At 60.4% G+C, this 18565-nt stretch carries 23 protein-coding genes; 10 read left to right on the top strand and 13 right to left on the bottom strand.

Annotated features, from left to right (window positions below):
• Positions 1-55: 55 nt before the first annotated feature.
• The 11 genes from rpsQ to rpsJ are packed head-to-tail and all read right to left on the bottom strand — an operon-like array spanning position 56 to position 5320.
• Positions 56-337: a 30S ribosomal protein S17 gene (rpsQ, locus tag FEZ59_RS25750; protein WP_003941020.1), complete on the bottom strand. Its 282-nt coding sequence runs from the start codon at positions 335-337 to the stop codon at positions 56-58.
• Entirely contained in the window at positions 334-570 is a 237-nt protein-coding gene (gene rpmC / locus FEZ59_RS25745) for a 50S ribosomal protein L29 (RefSeq protein WP_003940734.1), read from the bottom strand. Before rpmC ends, rpsQ begins: the two co-directional genes overlap by 4 nt.
• Positions 570-986, bottom strand: a complete 417-nt coding sequence (rplP, locus tag FEZ59_RS25740) for a 50S ribosomal protein L16 (RefSeq protein WP_003940899.1) — start codon at positions 984-986, stop codon at positions 570-572. Before rplP ends, rpmC begins: the two co-directional genes overlap by 1 nt.
• A 3-nt stretch (positions 987-989) precedes the next feature.
• Positions 990-1796, bottom strand: a complete 807-nt coding sequence (gene rpsC / locus FEZ59_RS25735; RefSeq protein WP_003941003.1) for a 30S ribosomal protein S3 — start codon at positions 1794-1796, stop codon at positions 990-992.
• Complete coding sequence (gene rplV, locus FEZ59_RS25730) at positions 1796-2200, bottom strand: 50S ribosomal protein L22 (RefSeq protein WP_003940717.1); 405 nt, start codon at positions 2198-2200, stop codon at positions 1796-1798. Before rplV ends, rpsC begins: the two co-directional genes overlap by 1 nt.
• Positions 2197-2478, bottom strand: a complete 282-nt coding sequence (gene rpsS / locus FEZ59_RS25725) for a 30S ribosomal protein S19 (RefSeq protein WP_003940820.1) — start codon at positions 2476-2478, stop codon at positions 2197-2199. The genes rplV and rpsS overlap by 4 nt, the downstream gene beginning before the upstream one ends.
• Positions 2479-2491: 13 nt before the next feature.
• Complete coding sequence (gene rplB, locus FEZ59_RS25720; RefSeq protein WP_003940895.1) at positions 2492-3328, bottom strand: 50S ribosomal protein L2; 837 nt, start codon at positions 3326-3328, stop codon at positions 2492-2494.
• A gap of 39 nt (positions 3329-3367) precedes the next feature.
• On the bottom strand, positions 3368-3673 hold the full coding sequence (rplW, locus tag FEZ59_RS25715) for a 50S ribosomal protein L23 (protein ID WP_003940990.1): 306 nt from the start codon (positions 3671-3673) through the stop codon (positions 3368-3370).
• Complete coding sequence (gene rplD / locus FEZ59_RS25710; RefSeq protein ID WP_003940723.1) at positions 3670-4344, bottom strand: 50S ribosomal protein L4; 675 nt, start codon at positions 4342-4344, stop codon at positions 3670-3672. The genes rplW and rplD overlap by 4 nt, the downstream gene beginning before the upstream one ends.
• Positions 4341-4997, bottom strand: coding sequence for a 50S ribosomal protein L3 (rplC, locus tag FEZ59_RS25705; RefSeq protein ID WP_003940826.1), 657 nt, complete (start codon positions 4995-4997; stop codon positions 4341-4343). Before rplC ends, rplD begins: the two co-directional genes overlap by 4 nt.
• A gap of 17 nt (positions 4998-5014) precedes the next feature.
• Positions 5015-5320 (bottom strand): 30S ribosomal protein S10, encoded by a 306-nt coding sequence (rpsJ, locus tag FEZ59_RS25700; protein ID WP_003938093.1) that lies wholly within the window; start codon positions 5318-5320, stop codon positions 5015-5017.
• Positions 5321-5895: 575 nt separating this feature from the next.
• Here rpsJ and FEZ59_RS25695 point away from each other — a divergent pair.
• The 5 genes from FEZ59_RS25695 (at position 5896) to FEZ59_RS25675 (ending at position 10934) form a co-directional block, all read left to right on the top strand.
• Positions 5896-6372 carry a hotdog fold domain-containing protein gene (locus FEZ59_RS25695; RefSeq protein ID WP_003940943.1) on the top strand — a complete coding sequence of 159 codons (477 nt, stop codon included), beginning with the start codon at positions 5896-5898 and terminating at the stop codon, positions 6370-6372.
• 85 nt (positions 6373-6457) lie between these two features.
• The gene (locus tag FEZ59_RS25690) at positions 6458-6982 is read left to right on the top strand and encodes a chorismate mutase family protein (RefSeq protein WP_019747551.1); all 525 of its coding nucleotides are present in this window, start codon (positions 6458-6460) and stop codon (positions 6980-6982) included.
• Positions 6979-9063 carry an aminodeoxychorismate synthase component I gene (gene pabB, locus FEZ59_RS25685; RefSeq protein ID WP_172933400.1) on the top strand — a complete coding sequence of 695 codons (2085 nt, stop codon included), beginning with the start codon at positions 6979-6981 and terminating at the stop codon, positions 9061-9063. Before FEZ59_RS25690 ends, pabB begins: the two co-directional genes overlap by 4 nt.
• 8 nt (positions 9064-9071) lie before the next feature.
• Positions 9072-9950 (top strand): prephenate dehydrogenase dimerization domain-containing protein, encoded by an 879-nt coding sequence (locus FEZ59_RS25680; RefSeq protein WP_172933399.1) that lies wholly within the window; start codon positions 9072-9074, stop codon positions 9948-9950.
• A gap of 6 nt (positions 9951-9956) precedes the next feature.
• Positions 9957-10934 (top strand): diiron oxygenase, encoded by a 978-nt coding sequence (locus tag FEZ59_RS25675; RefSeq protein WP_029254911.1) that lies wholly within the window; start codon positions 9957-9959, stop codon positions 10932-10934.
• A 121-nt stretch (positions 10935-11055) separates the two neighbouring features.
• Here the strand turns inward: FEZ59_RS25675 and FEZ59_RS25670 are convergent, their stop codons facing one another.
• Positions 11056-11913: a glycosyltransferase family 2 protein gene (locus FEZ59_RS25670; RefSeq protein WP_020906890.1), complete on the bottom strand. Its 858-nt coding sequence runs from the start codon at positions 11911-11913 to the stop codon at positions 11056-11058.
• A gap of 404 nt (positions 11914-12317) precedes the next feature.
• On the opposite strand from FEZ59_RS25670, the gene FEZ59_RS25665 reads away from it, so the two are divergent.
• From FEZ59_RS25665 to FEZ59_RS25645, 5 genes are all read left to right on the top strand, one after another.
• Complete coding sequence (locus FEZ59_RS25665; RefSeq protein ID WP_029254910.1) at positions 12318-13289, top strand: ATP-binding cassette domain-containing protein; 972 nt, start codon at positions 12318-12320, stop codon at positions 13287-13289.
• Complete coding sequence (locus FEZ59_RS25660) at positions 13286-14149, top strand: ABC transporter permease (protein WP_020906888.1); 864 nt, start codon at positions 13286-13288, stop codon at positions 14147-14149. The genes FEZ59_RS25665 and FEZ59_RS25660 overlap by 4 nt, the downstream gene beginning before the upstream one ends.
• Positions 14146-15006, top strand: coding sequence for an ABC transporter permease (locus FEZ59_RS25655; RefSeq protein ID WP_029254908.1), 861 nt, complete (start codon positions 14146-14148; stop codon positions 15004-15006). The genes FEZ59_RS25660 and FEZ59_RS25655 overlap by 4 nt, the downstream gene beginning before the upstream one ends.
• A gap of 118 nt (positions 15007-15124) precedes the next feature.
• Positions 15125-16162 carry an alpha/beta hydrolase family protein gene (locus tag FEZ59_RS25650; protein ID WP_020906886.1) on the top strand — a complete coding sequence of 346 codons (1038 nt, stop codon included), beginning with the start codon at positions 15125-15127 and terminating at the stop codon, positions 16160-16162.
• Positions 16163-16249: 87 nt separating this feature from the next.
• Complete coding sequence (locus tag FEZ59_RS25645; RefSeq protein ID WP_046378249.1) at positions 16250-17152, top strand: alpha/beta fold hydrolase; 903 nt, start codon at positions 16250-16252, stop codon at positions 17150-17152.
• 172 nt (positions 17153-17324) lie between these two features.
• On the opposite strand, the gene FEZ59_RS25640 is transcribed toward FEZ59_RS25645, so the two are convergent.
• Positions 17325-18565, bottom strand: a 1241-nt coding sequence (locus tag FEZ59_RS25640) for an alpha/beta fold hydrolase (protein ID WP_242459940.1), incomplete at its 5' end; no start/stop codon positions are given.

The following is an 18565-nucleotide window of genomic DNA, read 5'->3' as shown; positions in this document are numbered from 1 at the left end:
CAAGGGGAAGCGGGCCATTCGGTGATACTCGATCAGCTCGAGGATTCGATCAGGCTTACTTGGCCTTTTCGAGGACCTCGACCAGACGCCAGTGCTTCGTCGCGGACAGCGGACGGGTTTCCATCAGCTGAACGCGGTCGCCGACGCCGGCAACGCCGTTCTCGTCGTGCGCCTTCACCTTGGTCGTACGGCGGATGATCTTGCCGTAGAGCTTGTGCTTGACGCGGTCTTCGAGCTCGACCACGATCGTCTTTTCCATCTTGTCGGACACGACGTATCCGACACGGACCTTACGGCTCGCGCGCTCTTCTGTGCTCACTGCTTTTTCCTCACTCATGCCGCGTCACCTGCATCCGGACCCACAGCGAGTCCGAGCTCACGCTCACGCAGGACGGTGTAGATGCGCGCGATCTCGTGACGAACGGTGCGCAGTCGTCGGTTGTTGTCCATCTGGCCGGTAGCCATCTGGAAACGAAGGTTGAAAAGCTCTTCCTTCGACTCACGGAGCCGGGTGACCAGCTCGTCTTCACTGAGCTCGCGGAGCTCTGCTGCTGGGGTTCCAGTAGCCATCAGAACTGCTCCTCTCTGGTCACGATCCGGCACTTGCACGGGAGCTTGTGCATCGCGCGGCGCAGGGCCTCACGAGCAATCTCCTCGTTGGGGTATGTCATCTCGAACAGAACGCGTCCGGGCTTGACGTTGGCAATCCACCACTCGGGCGAACCCTTACCGGAACCCATTCGGGTTTCGGCCGGCTTCTTCGTGAGGGGGCGATCCGGGAAGATGTTGATCCAGATCTTGCCGCCACGCTTGATGTGCCGAGTCATGGCGATACGAGCGGACTCGATCTGCCGGTTGGTGATGTAGGCAGGCTCGAGAGCCTGGATGCCGTAGTCACCGAAGGTCACCTGGGTACCGCCCTTGGCGGCACCCGAACGGCTCGGGTGGTGCTGCTTGCGGTGCTTGACCCGCCGTGGGATCAACATGCGTCAGCCCTCCTGATTCTGTTCAGTTGCGGGAGCATCGGCGGTTGCGGTCGCTGCGCGGCCGGCCTCGGTGCTGGTCGCAGTGGTACCGGTGGCACCGGAACGACGCGGACGGCTCGGACGCTCACGACGCGGGCGATCCCCGGCCGGTGCGGCCGTGTTGGCGGCGAGCTCACGCTTGCCACCGACGATGTCGCCCTTGTAGATCCAGACCTTGACGCCGATGCGACCGAAGGTGGTCTTGGCCTCGTAGAGGCCGTAGTCGATGTCCGCACGAAGCGTGTGCAGCGGCACACGGCCTTCGCGGTAGAACTCCGACCGGGACATCTCGGCGCCGCCGAGACGACCGGAGCACTGAACGCGGATTCCCTTGACGTTGGGCTGACGCATGGCCGACTGGATGGCCTTGCGCATTGCACGACGGAAGGCAACGCGGTTCGAGAGCTGCTCGGCCACACCCTGTGCGACGAGCTGTGCTTCAGCTTCTGCGTTCTTGACCTCGAGGATGTTCAGCTGAACCTGCTTGCCGGTCAGCTTCTCGAGCTCGGAGCGGATGCGATCGGCTTCGGCGCCGCGGCGGCCGATGACGATGCCCGGACGTGCAGTGTGGATGTCCACGCGAACACGGTCACGGGTGCGCTCGATTTCGACCTTCGCGATTCCTGCGCGCTCCATGCCGGTGGCGAGGAGCTTACGGATCGCGACGTCTTCCTTGACGTACTCCGCGTACTGCTTGTCTGCGTACCAGCGAGACTTCCAGTCGGTGGTGATGCCGAGACGGAAGCCGTGCGGGTTGATTTTCTGGCCCACTACTGAGCACTTCCCTTCCGGCGATTACGGGTCGATGTTCCGGTCTTCGGCAGGCTCTCCACGATCACGGTGATGTGACTGGTGCGCTTGCGAATACGGAACGCACGTCCCTGTGCACGCGGCTGGAACCGCTTGAGGGTCGCGCCCTCGTCCACGAACGCCGTAGCAACGACAAGCGTGCTGGGGTCGAGGTCGAGGTTGTTCTCGGCGTTGGCTGCTGCGGAGGCGATCACCTTGGCGACCGGCTCGCTCGCTGCCTGCGGCGCGAACTTCAGGATGTTCAGGGCGTCTTCAACCGAGCGCCCGCGGACCAGGTCCACAACTCGACGTGCCTTCATCGGCGTAACGCGAACGTGCTTCGCTACAGCCTTGGCAGTCGGGTTGGCGGTTTCGGTGTTGCTCATCGCCTCTTCGCCTTCCGATCATCCTTGATGTGACCCTTGAACGTGCGGGTCGGTGCAAACTCTCCGAGCTTGTGTCCGACCATGGAGTCGGAAACGAACACGGGGACGTGCTTGCGGCCGTCGTGAACTGCAAACGTGTGGCCGATGAAGTCCGGGATGATTGTCGAACGACGGGACCAGGTCTTGATGACCTGCTTCGTTCCCTTTTCGTTCTGTACATCCACCTTCGCGAGGAGGTGGTCATCGACGAACGGGCCCTTCTTAAGGCTGCGTGGCATCCTTCACTCCCTCCTAGCGCTTGTTCTTGCCGGTGCGGCGGCGACGGACGATCATCTTGTCGCTTGCCTTGTTCTTGCGGGTACGGCCTTCAGGCTTACCCCACGGGCTGACCGGGTGGCGTCCACCTGAGGTCTTGCCCTCGCCGCCACCGTGCGGGTGGTCGACCGGGTTCATCACGACACCACGAACGGTCGGGCGCTTGCCCTTCCAACGCATACGGCCGGCCTTGCCCCAGTTGATGTTCGACTGCTCGGCGTTGCCGACCTCGCCGACGGATGCGCGGCAGCGCACGTCGACGCGACGGATTTCACCGGAAGGCATACGCAGCGTGGCGTAGCTGCCTTCCTTACCGAGGAGTTGGATGCTGGCGCCTGCGGAACGAGCCATCTTGGCTCCGCCGCCGGGACGCAGTTCCACACCGTGGATGGTGGTACCAGTCGGGATGTTGCGCAGCGGCAGGTTGTTGCCCGGCTTGATGTCGGCGCCTGCACCGGACTCGACCGGTGAACCCTGCACCAGGCCCTTGGGGGCGATGATGTAGCGCTTCTCACCGTCTGCGTAATGCAGGAGTGCGATGTTTGCTGTGCGGTTGGGGTCGTACTCGATGTGAGCGACCTTTGCCGGGATGCCGTCCTTGTCGTTGCGACGGAAATCGATCAGTCGGTATGCACGCTTGTGTCCGCCACCCTTGTGACGGGTGGTGATACGACCGTGTGCGTTACGTCCACCGCGACCGTGCAGCGGGCGAACCAGCGACTTCTCGGGGGTTGACCGAGTGATCTCGGCGAAGTCCGAGACGCTCGAGCCACGACGGCCCGGTGTTGTCGGCTTGTACTTACGGATTGCCATGAGTCTTCTCGTCCTCTATGTCTCGTCAAGTCCCGGCGCTTACGCGACCGGTCCTCCGAAGATCTCGATGGGCTTGCTGTCAGCGGACAGGGTCACGAGCGCGCGCTTGGTGTCCTTGCGCTTGCCGTAACCGAATCGGGTCCGCTTACGCTTGCCCTGACGGTTGGCGGTGTTGACGCTGGTCACCTTGACGCCGAAGACCTTCTCGACGGCAATCTTGATCTGCGTCTTGTTCGAGTCCGGGTGCACCAGGAAGGTGTAGGTGCCTTCCTCGATCAGTCCGTAGGACTTCTCGGAGATGACCGGAGCGAGCAGGATGTCGCGGGGGTCAGCGATGGTGCTCACTTGGCGTCCTCCTTGTTCTGAGCGCTCTCTGCGGGCCCGTGGATGAACGCGTTGAGTGCCTCGACGCTGAACACGACATCGTCTGCATTGAGCACGTCGTAGGTGTTGAGCTGGTCGGGTGCAATGGGATGCACGCCTTCCAGGTTCTGCACGCTCTTCCAAGCGGCTACATCCTGGCGACCCACGACGAGCAGCAGCTTCTTGCGATCCGAAATCTCGCCGAGGAACGCGATTGCGCCCTTGGTCGAAGGCGTCTGCCCTGCAACCAGTTCGGTGATGACGTGGATGCGCTCGTTGCGTGCGCGGTCAGAGAGGGCTCCGCGAAGAGCGGCTGCCTTCATCTTCTTGGGGGTGCGCTGGCTGTAGTCACGCGGCTGCGGGCCGTGAACGGTTCCGCCGCCGACGAACTGCGGTGCGCGAGTCGAGCCCTGGCGTGCGCGGCCGGTGCCCTTCTGGCGGTACGGCTTCTTGCCACCGCCGCGGACGTCGCCGCGGGTCTTGGTGGAGTGGGTTCCCTGACGAGCAGCTGCGAGCTGCGCGACGACAACCTGATGGAGAAGCGCGATGTTGGCCGGAGCGTCGAAGATCTCAGCGGGGAGATCGACGGTGCCGTTGGTCTTGCCGCCGGCGACCTTGACGTCCAGGGTCAACTTGGTCTCGGTGCTGGTCATGCCCGTGCACCACCCTTCACTGCACTCTTGACGATCACGAGGCCGCCCTTGCGGCCGGGGATCGCACCCTTGATCAGCAGCAGGCCGTTCTCGGCATCCACCTTGTGGACCGAGAGGTTCTGCGTCGTGATGCGGTCGCTACCCATGCGTCCGGACATGCGCATGCCCTTGAACACGCGGCCGGGAGTTGCACAGCCACCGATGGAGCCCGGGCGGCGGTGAACAGCCTGGGTACCGTGCGACGCGCCCTGTCCCTTGAAGCCGTGACGCTTCATGGTTCCGGCGAAGCCCTTGCCCTTGCTGGTTCCGGTGACGTCGACGTATGCGCCGTCCTCGAAGACCTCGGCGGTGAGCTCCTGGCCGACCTCGTAGTCGGAGGTGTCCGCAACGCGGAGCTCCACTACGTGGCGACGCGGGGTCACACCAGCCTTGGTGAACTGGCCGGAAGTCGGCTTGTTCACCTTGCGCGGGTCGATGGCGCCGAACGCGAGCTGAACGGCGCTGTAGCCGTCACGCTCTTCGGTACGGATCTGGGTTACGACGTTCGGCCCAGCCTTCACGACGGTGACCGGGACAACCCGGTTGTTCTCGTCGAAGACCTGGGTCATGCCGAGCTTGGTGCCCAGGATTCCCTTGATCTTGGTATCAGTCATTGTTTTTGTCTCCGCCGTCACTGAATGTTCACGTCGACACTGGCCGGAAGGTCGATGCGCATGAGCGCGTCAACCGTCTTCGGCGTCGGGTCGAGAATGTCGATCAGCCGCTTGTGAGTACGCATCTCGAAGTGCTCGCGCGAGTCCTTGTACTTGTGCGGCGAGCGGATGACGCAATATACGTTCTTCTCGGTCGGCAACGGCACAGGTCCAACGACGCGGGCACCCGTACGGGTTACCGTCTCGACGATCTTGCGCGCTGACGCGTCGATCGCCTCGTGGTCGTAGGCCTTGAGCCTGATGCGGATCTTTTGTCCCGCCACGCTTAGTGTCCTTTTCTTGCCGCGTTTCGTAGCCCGCCTGGTCAGGCTCGAGCTACCTCGTCTGCACAGTCCTTGCCTGGACGATGACACGACGAACACTGAAGCGATCGGGACCAAGTCCGAAAGTTCGGAAGACCGTGTTAGCGGTAAACCGAGCATCGGATCAGATCAGGATCTGCTGCCGCTGTTCGTTTGTCATTGTTCTCCGGTACACGCGGTCGGGCGTGTCGCCTTCTCACTCATCCTGCGCCGGACAATCTTTCGATCATCTGGCGCGTGATGCGTACCGGACGTGTTCGATGTCGAACACAAAGTAGGTACTGCTTCCGTCCTGCATTACTTCTCGTCTTGCATGTCTTGCATGGTCACAGTCGTTGACCCGATTACCCTGACGGGATCTGCGATCGATCGTCTGTGACGTCTTACCCTTACCCGATCACGGCCGCAAACGACCGCGTCCCGGACAAGGCAACCCGACCAGTATGCCGTACCTGGCCCGATTCCTCAACTCCCCCGAACCAGCCTTTCCGAGTGAGCTGCGCGACAACAACCTTACTCAGAAGTAAGATAGTCCGATGACTACTTCCAGCCCCACCTATCGCGGATGGCAGAAATTGCCGGACAACGCCCTCGGACATGCAGTTTTCTCGGCGGCGATGTCCATTCGCGTGCCCTACTTCGCCTCCGTTCTCCCCCGGGTGACCAAGTTGGAACCGGGCCTGTGCGAGGTCCGCTCCCCCAAATGGTGGGGCGTCCACAACCATCTCGGCACTTTTCACGCGATCGCAGCATGCAATCTCGCGGAGGTCGCAATGGGCATGCTGAGCGAAGCGACGGTTCCGAACTCGCACCGCTGGATCCCCAAGTCCATGAAGGTCGACTACCTCGCCAAGGCCGAGACCGGACTGCGGGCGGTCGCCCGACTCGAGACTTTGCCGGACTTCGCGGCGATCGAGAGTGGCACGGAACTTCTCGTTCCCATCTCGATCTTCGACCGGGGCGGCAAGGAAGTAGTCCACGCCGAAATCACCACCTGGGTCTCCCCCAAGTAGGCACTCACGAACCCGCCTGCATCGCAACCTGATTCGCCCGCCAAACAGGTTTCGCAGAATTAGGCACCACCGCAGGTTTCGGCGAATGACGATCGTGGAACACCTCCCCGAACGGCGATGGTCGGTCGGGGTGCCGGTGTCCGGAGGTGGGTTGCGTTCCGGGCACCACATTGTCGACCTCGCGTCACGCCGAGCACCGGGAGGCCTCGTGGAAGAGTTCTTGACCACAACGAGTTCCGAAGCAGGCACGCAGACCTCGTCGTATCCGGACGAGGCCGAGGGATTGGACAGCTTCCGGCGCGACCTCGACGCCATCGACGCTCTACTTCTCGAGACGGTGCGGCAGCGGCTGGAACTCTGCCTACGCATCGGCGAGTGGAAGCGCTCCCGCGAGGTTCCGATGATGCAACCCGGCCGCGTCCGCCTCGTGCAGGAGCGGGCGCGTGAATTCGCCCGTAGACACGACCTCTCCCCCGACTTCTTCAACGCCCTGTACGAGCTGATGATTGCCGAGACCTGTCGACTCGAAGACCTGGTGATCAACGCACCTGTTGAGGAGGAGGACACTGTTCGGGAATCCGTCGGACCGAGATCAGGATCATCGACATGAGTTCCCGCACCCTTCTGGTGGACAATTACGACTCGTTCACCTACAACCTGTTCACCCTGTTGACCGAGGTCAACGGGGTTGTGCCGACCGTGGTCCGCAACGACGCGGATTGGGATTCCATCGATCTCGCGTCATACGACAACGTGGTCATCTCCCCAGGTCCCGGCCGGCCGGATCGCGACCGTGATTTCGGAATCAGCCGCCGTTTCATCGAAGAAGCGCCTCTCCCACTTCTCGGTGTCTGTCTCGGCCACCAGGGCCTGTGCGAGTTGTTCGGCGCGGACGTGGTGGTTGCGCCCGTACCGATGCACGGCCGAATTTCGCTGATCGATCACGACGGCTCGGGCATCTTTGCCGGACTTCCGTCGCCGTTCCGAGCTGTTCGCTACCACTCGTTGACCGTCGAGAATCTGCCGAACGCCTTCGTTCGTACCGCGTGGACGTCCGACGGACTGCTCATGGGTGTCCGGCACCGGACCAAGCCGATGTGGGGCGTTCAGTTCCATCCGGAGTCCATCAGTACCGAGTTCGGCATAGATTTGCTCGCGAACTTCCGCGATCTGTCCGTCGGACGCACTCTGGATTCGGTGATCCGACCCGAACCGACTTCGCAAACACCCGACCTGCGGCCGGCGATCAACTACGACGTCGACGACGTGACTCTCGATTTTGCAGTGGACCCGTCGGCGGCCTATGCAGCACTGTTCGCCGACGGCCCGAACGCGTTCTGGCTGGACCGCGCGGCAACCGCAGAGCCGAGTGCGCGCTTTTCGATACTCGGCGATTCGTCGGGGCCGCTGGCCGAGTTCATCACGTACGACGTGCAAGCCGAGGTACTGACTGTCAGCCGAAAAGGCTTGTCCGACGAGCACATTCGAGTTCCGTTCTTCGATTACTTGGACGCACAACTCGCGACACGCTTCGTGCCCTCGCATCCGGAACTCGACTTCAACCTCGGCTACGTGGGCTACCTCGGCTACGAACTGAAAGCACAGACCGGAGGAAGGGCAGTCCATCCGGCACCCACTCCTGATGCCGCTCTGGTGTTTGCCGATCGCGCCGTCGTCATCGATCACACCGTCGGCCGCACTCACGTTTTGAGGTTGCGCGAGAAAGTCCGGGACGCCGGCTATGACGATTGGCTCGAATCGACCGTCGACACCTTGGCGCGGATCGGCGCGGACCTTCCGGAACGCACCCCGGTTCCGCTGATCAGCGACACCGTCTGGACGCAGGCTCGCCTGCGGCATGATCGCGATCAGTACCTGTCGTTGATCGGAACGGCCCTCTCGGAGATCCGGGCGGGTGAGTCCTACGAGGTATGTCTGACCAACATGGCGAGCGTCCACGAGACGATCGATGCACAGCAGGCGTTCGAGTATCTGCGCTCGATCAATCCGACGCCGTACAGCGCACTTCTCGACTTTACCGGCATCTCGGTGGTCTCGGCCTCGCCTGAGCGGTTCCTTCGTGTCGACTCGGACGGCAACGTCGAGTCGAAGCCGATCAAAGGGACCCGTCCGCGCGGCGTCACCCGAGCGCGTGATGCTGCGCTACGGCAGGACCTGCTCGACAGCGAGAAGGACCGCGCCGAGAACCTGATGATCGTGGACCTCACTCGCAACGACCTCACCAAGGTCTGCGTTCCGGGAAGTGTCCACGTTCCGAGGCTGTTCGCGATCGAGTCGTACTCGTCCGTTCACCAAATGGTGTCGACGGTGCGCGGACACCTGAGTCCGGGGTCGTCGGCGGTGGACTGTGTGCGTGCCGCGTTCCCCGGTGGATCGATGACCGGCGCCCCGAAGGTACGGACGATGGAGATCATCGACCGCCTCGAATCAGGCCCACGTGGGGTCTACTCGGGATCGATCGGGTACTTCGCGCTCGGTGGCGCCGCAGACCTCTCGATCGTGATCCGGTCGCTGGTCTGCACCGAGAGCGGCGTGACCTTCGGAATCGGCGGTGCCATCACAGCGTTGTCCGATCCGGAAGAAGAATTCGACGAGACCACGGTCAAGGCGTCCACGCTGCTCCGTGCGCTCGATGCGGTTTCCTCGCGGGTCCTCGAGTACGGCGGGTAGATCCAGCCATGACGGCGGCATCAGGCACCGCGACGGTTGTCGGCGGCCTGGGTGCCGTCGGATCCATGTTCGTCGAACTGCTTCGCGCCGGGGGGTCGACGGTCACCGTCGTCGACCCAGCAGGCAGCGATCCTGACGGAGATGTAGTCGTCGGAGACATCACGAAACCCAGTGACCGGGTCCTCGCACACGTGGAGTCCTCGAGCGTCATCGTGCTCGCCGTTCCCGAACAGGTCGCTCTAGCCGCACTACCGAGCCTTCGAGCATCCGGCGCTCTCGTTGTGGACACACTGTCGGTCAAATCGCGGATGGACGCGGCAATCGCCGACGCCGGCCGAGAAGGGGAGTTCCTCGGACTCAACCCCATGTTCCGTCCGTCGCTCGGACCGCGCGGTCGGGCCGTCATCGCAGTGCCGTACGTCGACGGTCCGCAGTCCGCCAGATTCCTCGACGTCGTGCGCTCGTGGGGAGTGTCGGTCGCGGTGATGGACGCCGATCGTCACGACCGGTTGGCCGCAGCTACCCAGGTTCTGACACACGCGTCGGTGCTGGCTTTCGGCGTTGCCCTGGCGGAACTCGGAGTTTCTGCGGACGAACTCCTCGCGGTCGCCCCTCCCCCGCATCGGACCTTGCTCGCGCTCCTGGCGCGGATAGCCGGCGGCGAACCGGAGGTGTACTGGGACGTACAAGCGGGCAATCCGTATGCAGGTGCGACACGAAAAGCACTGTTCGATGCCACCTCACAGGTGGACACGGCGGCCGAGACGCTCGGCGACTTCACGACGCTGATGAAAACCGCCGAGGCAGCGCTCGACGATCACTCCGGCGAATTGAACGCGGAGTGCCAGAGCTTGTTCGATCGCATTGCCGAAGGGCACAGAGAGTAGGGAACGATGAGACCTGGAGTGAGTCCGCCCAGCCTCCCGGAGTACGACGCCTCGGATCCGGTCGAGAGTGCAATCGTCAGTCGGCTTGCGAGCAATTGGGCGCGCCGGGCAACCGTGAAGAAGGCGGAGCCGGAACTGGACGATCTCTTCGATTCGTCGTTGTCCGACTACCCCGAAGCACTTCTCCCGTTCGCGGAGCATCCGACCTACCTGGCATTGAGTCCCGAGCAGAAGCAACGCCTGCAAGCCTGGGCATGGATCGCGTTCAACAAGAACGTCATGGACATCGAGAAGTACGTCGTCAATCCCGGCTTCGACGTTCTCGCCGAAGACCGACTCGGCGTCGGACTCGGAGATTGGGCTGCAGTGGCCGTCAATCAGGCGATGGTCGACGAGCAATATCACACGCTCATGCACTTCAATGCCAGTTCAGCGACCCGTCGAGGCAGGGGCTGGGCGCTTCCGGCCAAGGCACTGCCAGACGTCCTGACGGTCCACACGCGGGCGCAAGCCCTCGACGCAGCCGAGGGGTCTCGCAAGATCGCCCTGACACAGTTGGCGTTCATGACCGTCGCCGAGGTGTCGATCACCGCATACCTCGACCTGATCTCGGATGACCCGGGCGTGCAGTCGATCAACCGCGCGACGATTCGGTTGCACGCTCGCGACGAGTACTGCCATGCCTCGATTGCCGGGGAACTAGCCGTGTTGGTCTGGGATTCCCTGGATCGTGGAGATCGCAGCTATTTATTGGAAGGTTTCGAGGACGCGATGCGTGCGTTCAGCGGGACCGACTTCGGCGCGTGGCGAGCAATCATGGAAATTGAAGCCATACCTGGAGGACGGAAGATGCTCGATGATGTCGCATTGGAACCGCGCAACGAACTGTTCGTGCAGGACTACAGTGGAATAACGTCCCTGCTCCAAAAGCTACAAGTTGCACCGGAAGTAACAATCGCAGCAGAAAAATATTCTGCCAGTTAATCCCGTGCAATAAAAGAAATAGTTCGCAACGAACCCGAACCAGTAATTGTCCGCAATTATCGGGCACTCCCGATTATTCAGCTAAACACGAGCATTCTCGAATAAATACCGGACGGATTTATCAAGAAAAGACGGGAAGATCCCGCGCCCGCTGCCTCCGACCCAAGACCCGAGAAGAGAGTTGTCCGGAATTCTTGTCATACATTCGATAAAGAGGCCACAAGATTGCATGCAGAATACTGTCCGCTGCGATCAAGAATGTTAACTTCCAATTCGATACACCATGATGCTCGAGGGTTTTCTTCGATGCTCGATTATATCGTGCATACACGCGCGGCGAACTAACTCCACGCCTACCCGAAACCTTTGCGGCCATGCTCGAGATCTGCCCCACTGCGCAACGAACATGCGCCATGCAGAGGGATAGATCGATATCCTCGTGAATGTCGGTTCGATCGCTGACCGCATCCCTAACGGCCAACCAAGCCGACCGACGCATCGCCATGTTACTGCCTGGAACTGCAACAACGGGCCGAACCGCCCCCTGGGCCCCGCGACCGAGTCGCCAATTCGTCCATCGGCGCTGAAGGCCGGCGATCGGAGATTCATAAAGGTAAGTCAGGCCAGTTACGCCCGAGAAATCGTCGCGACGCTCGAAGAATTCGTGAACCGCAACGGCCCAGTTTTCCCCCACGATCGTATCCGCGTCGATACGTCCGATAATTTCTCCACTAGCCGCGTCAAACCCTTTGTTTCTCGCATGCACCACCCCGGGTCGGGATTCTTTGAGAAGCCGAACCTTGGGACAACTACTTTGATACTTCTTGATCAACTCGGAAGTGTTGTCCGAGGAATTATTGTCAACGACGATGATTTCGTCGACATATTCACCTTGAGCAATGAGCGCTTCGATGCACGTTTCGATGTATTCAGATTCATTAAAAGCCGGAACAACCACCGACAACGTCGCGTTCGCCATTTCCCAACGGTATCGCGAATCTCCCCACAAGACATTGAGCAGCGGGCCCAGAGGACCAACCGGAAGGAATCGGGGGACTTTCGTCACCGGTCAAATCAAAGACCTCCGGTCCGCGCAACCGAATACCCACCTGCGCAGATGCGTTGAAAATCCATTTGGTCATTCGTTCAATTAGAGGAGATCTTTACGTTACAAAGAATATTTGTGATTCTTGCCACAAGGTGAAATCGAAGGTGAGAGTTGCTGGCAGGAGCCAAATACCCCCTCTCACGCGTCCGATTGCCCGAGTGTCGGTTTGACCCTCCGGTAACATCTGAGCGGAGATCACGGATAGAAGACAGAAGGCATCTGTGCGCCCGTCGGGAGCGCGTGCCCGTTCCGACAATGCAGACAGCGGAGTGTTGATGCCCTTTTCCACGGACGCAGCGGTACTAGTGGAGGACGTACACAAGTCCTTCAAGAACGTGCACGCGCTGCGAGGGATCAACTTCACCGCCCCACGTGGGACAGTGCTCGGCATCTTAGGTCCCAACGGCGCAGGCAAGACAACGACGGTGAAGGTCCTCTCCACGCTCATTCGTCCCACCAGTGGACGCGCGATGGTGGCCGGCTATGACGTCGTGCGCAACGCTCCAGAGGTTCGACGCTCCATCATGATGACCGGGCAGTTCGCCGCCCTGGACGATTCTCTCACCGGCCGCGAGAACATCGAACTGTTCGGCCGCTTGATGGGACTCGACAGGATGTCGGCCAAGGTACGCGCCGCCGATTTACTCTCGCAGTTCGACCTCGTCGAGGCAGGATCTCGCGTTGTCCGGAACTATTCGGGAGGTATGCGTCGACGGATCGACATCGCCTGTGGGCTCGTCGTTCGCCCCGAGGTGGTTTTCCTCGATGAACCGACGACCGGCCTCGATCCGCGAAGCCGTCAGAGTGTCTGGTCACTGGTTCAATCTTTGAAGGAGCAGGGCATCACGGTGCTCCTGACCACCCAGTATCTCGAGGAAGCGGATCTCCTGAGCGACAACATCATCGTCATCGACAAAGGCGCGGTTATCGCTGAGGGGACTGCTGATCAACTGAAGGCTCGGACTGGCGCGAGCTTTTGCGAGATCGTGCCTTCAGACCTCAAGCAGTTGGCCCACGCGGTCCACGCTCTAGGAAATCTGGTGCCCCGAGACTTCCGCTTCGACCTGGCACAAGAGAGCGGCCGAATCGCTATCCCCGCGCCCGTCGGCGCCGGAACGCTCTCTGAAGCACTGCGCCGTCTCGATCATGCTCGGATACCGCTTGCCGACATCGCACTTCGCCGCCCGTCACTCGATGATGTCTTCCTCGCACTCACTGGCGAGCAGCATGTAAGTGGGACAAAGTGACGACAACAACCAAATTCGGGGTCGATCAGGTGGCTGTCCGTGGAGACACGCGCAGCAAGATTGCAGTCCCTGACGCCTTGAGCGTTGGCAAGCACCGCCGACCACATCCGTCAGCGATCAATCAGTGGTGGGTGTTGACGGCACGCACCGTCAAATCGATGGTGAAGCGCTATGAACTGCTCGTTGCAGTCATCGCACCGCTGATTTTCACGATCGGGTTCTACCTTCCTCTGAAGTTCGTCATGCAACTTCAAGGGATCAACTACGCGCAGTTCTTGATGCCGATCATCGTGCTGCAAGCCATGGCATTCACATCGATCTCGGCTGCTCAGATGTCGTCAACCGAATCAATCACCGGATTCAGCAACCGGATGAAAACCATGCCCGTCGTCGGCCCGATTCCGCTGCTGTCCCGTCAATCCAGTGGGTTCGTCAGATCAACAGTCTCGCTTGCTGCCGCATTGGCGTTCGGCCACTTGATCGGTTTTCGATTCTCAGCAGGAATCGGACAGGCCATCCTGTTTTGCGCGGTCGCCTTGGCGTTCAGCACCTGCTTGTCCTTCGCCGGTGATGCGATCGGCTCACTGTCGAAGAGCCCGCAGGCCACCAGTCAAGCGCTGACATTGCCACAGTTGATTCTGGGGATGTTGTCCTGCGGTTTTGCGCCCGAGACTGGCTTTCCCGAATGGATTCGGCCGTTTGTACGCAATCAACCGGTATCGCAGTTTTCATTCGCCATGCGTGATCTTGCGCAAGGCGGGGTCACCTGGAGCGTCCTCTTTCCCGTCGTTGCCTGGACTATCGGATTGATCGTCGTGTTCGCGCCACTCGCGTTCTGGGCAAGTATGAGGCGGTCATGAGCGAGCCGACAGATCGATTCATGGCTGTAGTCCGCCCGGTCGAGGGGTTCAACTTCCCTTACCCAGACAATGCGCTCCCCGAGAACTCGTTCAAGGCGCTGGTCGTTCACAGTGGAATTCAGGCCAAACGCCTGTTGCTCACCTGGCTGCGCGATCCATCGACCGCTATTCAGGCCCTCATTTACCCAGCATTCATGCTGCTGATGTTCCGGGTCGTATTGGGCAATTCGATTACGGCAGCAACCGGCCAGTCGAGTATTTTCGGGACCGTTCCACTGATCATCCTCGTCGGCGCAATGTTCGGGTCGATTGCAAGTGCGGTCGGTCTCAAAGGTGAACGCGCGTCCGGACTACTGAGTCGATTCTGGACGTTGCCTGCGCACCGCGCCTCTGGCCTCGTCGGACGCATGATCGCAGAAGCAGTCCGAGTTCTCCTCACGTCAATCGTGATTCTCGGCGTCGGCTACCTGTTGGGGTTCCGATTCAATCAGGGCCCGCTCGCGGCCTTTGCGATCTTGGCGTTGCCCGTCATTTTCGGCGTCGGTTTTGCCATGATGGTGACGGCCCTGGCCACGGTTTCCGACAACTTGCCGCTCGTCGAAATCGTATCCATCTCGTGCACACTGTTGATGTTCTTCAATTCCGGCTTCGTCCCTGTGATGGCCTACCCGAAGTGGCTTCAACCGGTGGTGGCAGAGCAACCGATGTCCGTCGCGATCGACACGATGAGAGGGCTGTCGCTAGGGGGTCCTGTGGCGGAACCCCTCGTCAAGACGCTGCTCTGGTCCTTCGGCATGATTCTCGTCTTCGTCTACCCAGCGATTCGGGGATACCGACGCGCCGCGGCGATGTCGTAACGAATACAGACCGCAAACCGACTTCACAATTCGAGAAACAAGTGGCACCAGGGATGAGCATCGATGTACCCGTGCCACGCAACGAGAGGTATCTAACTTGACGCGTACAAGGCAGTCCATGTGGAGGCGCGCTACCGGTGTCGCCGCGGTGACGATGGTGTGCGCTCTGGTTCCGGCCGGTATCGCAACTGCGTCACCTGTCGCTCACCAGGGCGGCGGAGATTCGGTGGAGTCCGTCACGAGTGGTTCTTACGTCGTCTCAGTCGAGCAAGTGAACGATCGCCAAAAGATCGTGAATGTATACGCGGCGTCGATGGACCGCGTTGTTCCAATTCAGGTCATCACTCCTGCCGATGACTCCGCACCCCGTCCCATCCTGTACCTGCTCAACGGCGCCGGTGGTGGACAAGATTCGGCTACTTGGGAGTACCAGACCGACGTCGTCGACTTCTTCCAGGACAAGAACGTCAACGTCGCGACGCCAGTTGGTGGCCGCCTGTCGTACTACACCGACTGGGAGAAGGAAGACCCGAAACTTGGTAAGAACATGTGGAGCACTTTTCTGGGTAAGGAACTCCCTCCGTTGCTGAACAAGCAACTTGGCAGCAATGGCGAACAGTCCATTGCCGCAATCTCGATGTCGGGCACTTCTGTGCTCAACCTGGCGATCGAGTACCCAGGCTTTTACAACTCCGTTGCCGCATTCAGCGGATGTGCCCAGACCAGCGATCCGCTTGGCCAGCAGTTCGTCAAGACCACCACGGAGTGGATCGGCGGCGTTGACGACGTACAGAACATGTGGGGTCCGTTCGACGGCCCCGGTTGGCGGGAACACGACCCGCTTGTGAACGCTGAGAAGCTGCGTGGCACACAGATTTACATGAGCACCGGCAGCGGGCTCCCCGGTTTCCCCAATGACACCCCTGCAAATCCGCGCATCCAGGACGGTCGCGCTGCGATGTTCGACCAGATCGTTGTCGGCAGCCCGATCGAGCTTGCAACCAATCTGTGTACCTCCAACATGGCGAAGCGGCTCTTCGAACTGAATATTCCGGCAGTAGTGGATTTCCGTCCAACAGGTACCCATTCATGGGGCTACTGGCAGGACGATCTACACAAGTCCTGGCCATTCATCGCACAGTCTCTGGGCGTCTGATTCAAGTGCCTCGTGCTGGCTTCAACTCCAGCGCGAGGCACCGTTTAGCATCATGGGAGGAATGTAGCGGTGCGGTTCATTCGGATCATGCTGGTCGTACTGGGAACTTGCTTCCTGCTGTCAGGCACCTCCGTCAGCGCCCTAGCGGATGATCATGAGCCCAGCCCCGGTTTCGCCACTATGGGTCCATCGCCGGCCGGTTCGAACAACTGGAATTGCGTTCCGAGCGCCGAGCATCCTCGTCCGGTAGTTCTCATCCACGGAACAACCGCGAACATGGTTGATACATGGGCTGAACTTTCCCCGCAACTTGCTGATCTCGGCTATTGCGTATTTGCACTCAATTATGGAGGCGCACGGGAAATCTTCAATCCCAATGCTCTCCAATGGGGTATCAGGGACATTGCGACTTCAGCGAAAGAGCTTGCAACCTTCGTTGATTCAGTTCGCCGTTCTACGGGTGCAAGCCAGGTGGATCTCGTAGGCCACTCCCAAGGGGGAGTCGTCGCTCGCCAGTACCTGAAGTTCGACGGTGGTTCGACTCCGGAAGATCCGTCGAAAAACGCCGTCCATTCTCTGGTCACCCTCGGCGCTACCAACCACGGCACGACCTTCGGCGGCTTGCAAGCGAACGCTAAACAACTGTCAGATATGGGACTTCCCGGAGACCTCTTGGTTCAGGCGATCTGGGGACCAGCCGGTGTTCAACAACTTCAAGGGACACCACTGTTGGCTGAGCTCAATGCGGGCTCGGAAACCCAACCGGGAGTTACGTATACCGTGATCGCGACCGCTCACGACCAGATTTCAACCCCTCCGGAAGCTTCGTTCCTTACCGCAGGCCCCAATTCTGTTGTCAACAACATCTGGGTCCAGGATGGCTGCCCAGGCAACACTGCCTCGCATGCGGGTCTGGTCCGTGATGCGCATTCGTTGGACCTCGTAAAATCCGCGCTCGATCCGGAATTCACGCCGATCCCCTGCGCATAGCTGACTCAGACGTCGCGAAGGTCGCCGCAGAAGTTGAAATCGCACACTCGACAACCTCCGATCGACAAGCGTGTGCTGTCACGGGCGAACATGACCTCCTACACGGCCAGTCGGGAAGAGCGAAACATACGAGCCTGGCCATCGCCCGACCAGGCTCGTATGCGCCGGCTGATCAATCAGCGGCGCCACCGCGCAACACACGCTCAATAATCAGCCCGATAGCGCGAACGCCTTCAGGAGACATCATTTCCAGGTGGTGAACGTCGACCAATTCATCCGTCAGTCCTCCGTGCGCGTACGGACCCCAAACCTTGTCGGCTTGCTTTGCGCTCGAACGATCCAACGAACTCACGAAAGTGATCGGCCCCCCGAACGACTGCGGCCGATGGGCGTTGATCAGCTTCGCCGAAATCGCAATGCTTGTGAGCAACCGTTTGATCGCAGACGCATCGAGTCCGATTCTCTCTCCGTCGACAGCCGCCAAGATCTCTGCTGACCTCTCGACCGACAATTCATCGAGACTTTCGTTCTCGCCGAAGACAATCCCTATTGCAGCCAACTCAGCGCGCACCTGGACAGCATGCTCTGATTCGTCGCGTGTCTCCGGCGAACCGTCCAGCAAGATCAACGCCTCAACGATCTCGCCTCGCTCCTCCATCTTCGCCGCAACCGCTTGAGCGATGATCGCGCCGAGCGACCAACCGAGAATTCGGTACGGGCCTGACTGCTGAACCCGGGTGATCTCGTCCACGTAGCGATCTGCGTAATCATCAAGGGATCGTCCCTGGAATGCCTCATCAGTCAGAACTGGGCTCTGCAACCCATAGAGCGGAATCGAACGGTCCACAACTGCCGCCAACGGTGCAAAAGGCCACGCCAGTCCAACGAGTGGATGAACACAGAACAACGGCACATCGCTCCCTGTCGTTCTCAGCGGCAGAAGCGTTCGTAGTGCATCATCGGTTTTCGCATCGAAGCCCACCCGAATTCCGAGCGCAATCCGTTCTGCAAGTTCGCTGACCGTCGAAGTCGCGAAGATGAGTCGCAGTGGGACCTCCACGGAAACTGCTGCGCTCAGCCGAGCTGCAACCCTCGCTGCGACCAATGAGTTGCCACCCAACTCGAAGAAGCTATCGTCCGCCCCGATTTCCTCGACACCGAGAATCTCCGAAAAGACGCTTGCGACAAGTAGTTCAGCTTCGGTAGAGGGAGCTCGGAACACCGCAACCTCGAACACCGGCTCCGGCAACAACTTCCGATCCAACTTCCCCGAAGCATTGAGCGGAAACGCATCCAACACCACAAACTGCGACGGCACCATATACGACGCCAACCGCTCCCCCACACCCACCTTCACCACATCAACATCAACCGAAGACCCCACCGCAGCAGTGACATACGCAACCAACTGAT

This window comes from Rhodococcus sp. MS13 (assembly GCF_013277835.1).
Taxonomy (GTDB): Bacteria; Actinomycetota; Actinomycetes; order Mycobacteriales; family Mycobacteriaceae; genus Rhodococcus_F; species Rhodococcus_F erythropolis.
This window is presented reverse-complemented; position numbering and strand designations above follow the sequence as displayed.

What these genes read in the sequence shown, in the direction of transcription:
- FEZ59_RS25680 (WP_172933399.1), top strand. Translation starts at nt 9,072, where the DNA reads ATGACGGCGGCATCAGGCACCGCGACGGTTGTCGGCGGCCTGGGTGCC.
- rpsQ (WP_003941020.1), bottom strand. Translation starts at nt 337, where the DNA reads ATGAGTGAGGAAAAAGCAGTGAGCACAGAAGAGCGCGCGAGCCGTAAG.
- rplC (WP_003940826.1), bottom strand. Translation starts at nt 4,997, where the DNA reads ATGACTGATACCAAGATCAAGGGAATCCTGGGCACCAAGCTCGGCATG.
- rpmC (WP_003940734.1), bottom strand. Translation starts at nt 570, where the DNA reads ATGGCTACTGGAACCCCAGCAGCAGAGCTCCGCGAGCTCAGTGAAGAC.
- pabB (WP_172933400.1), top strand. Translation starts at nt 6,979, where the DNA reads ATGAGTTCCCGCACCCTTCTGGTGGACAATTACGACTCGTTCACCTAC.
- FEZ59_RS25690 (WP_019747551.1), top strand. Translation starts at nt 6,458, where the DNA reads ATGACGATCGTGGAACACCTCCCCGAACGGCGATGGTCGGTCGGGGTG.
- rplB (WP_003940895.1), bottom strand. Translation starts at nt 3,328, where the DNA reads ATGGCAATCCGTAAGTACAAGCCGACAACACCGGGCCGTCGTGGCTCG.
- FEZ59_RS25650 (WP_020906886.1), top strand. Translation starts at nt 15,125, where the DNA reads ATGTGGAGGCGCGCTACCGGTGTCGCCGCGGTGACGATGGTGTGCGCT.
- FEZ59_RS25655 (WP_029254908.1), top strand. Translation starts at nt 14,146, where the DNA reads ATGAGCGAGCCGACAGATCGATTCATGGCTGTAGTCCGCCCGGTCGAG.
- rplP (WP_003940899.1), bottom strand. Translation starts at nt 986, where the DNA reads ATGTTGATCCCACGGCGGGTCAAGCACCGCAAGCAGCACCACCCGAGC.
- FEZ59_RS25665 (WP_029254910.1), top strand. Translation starts at nt 12,318, where the DNA reads ATGCCCTTTTCCACGGACGCAGCGGTACTAGTGGAGGACGTACACAAG.
- FEZ59_RS25670 (WP_020906890.1), bottom strand. Translation starts at nt 11,913, where the DNA reads ATGGCGAACGCGACGTTGTCGGTGGTTGTTCCGGCTTTTAATGAATCT.
- rpsS (WP_003940820.1), bottom strand. Translation starts at nt 2,478, where the DNA reads ATGCCACGCAGCCTTAAGAAGGGCCCGTTCGTCGATGACCACCTCCTC.
- FEZ59_RS25675 (WP_029254911.1), top strand. Translation starts at nt 9,957, where the DNA reads ATGAGACCTGGAGTGAGTCCGCCCAGCCTCCCGGAGTACGACGCCTCG.
- rplD (WP_003940723.1), bottom strand. Translation starts at nt 4,344, where the DNA reads ATGACCAGCACCGAGACCAAGTTGACCCTGGACGTCAAGGTCGCCGGC.
- rplV (WP_003940717.1), bottom strand. Translation starts at nt 2,200, where the DNA reads ATGAGCAACACCGAAACCGCCAACCCGACTGCCAAGGCTGTAGCGAAG.
- FEZ59_RS25645 (WP_046378249.1), top strand. Translation starts at nt 16,250, where the DNA reads ATGCTGGTCGTACTGGGAACTTGCTTCCTGCTGTCAGGCACCTCCGTC.
- FEZ59_RS25695 (WP_003940943.1), top strand. Translation starts at nt 5,896, where the DNA reads ATGACTACTTCCAGCCCCACCTATCGCGGATGGCAGAAATTGCCGGAC.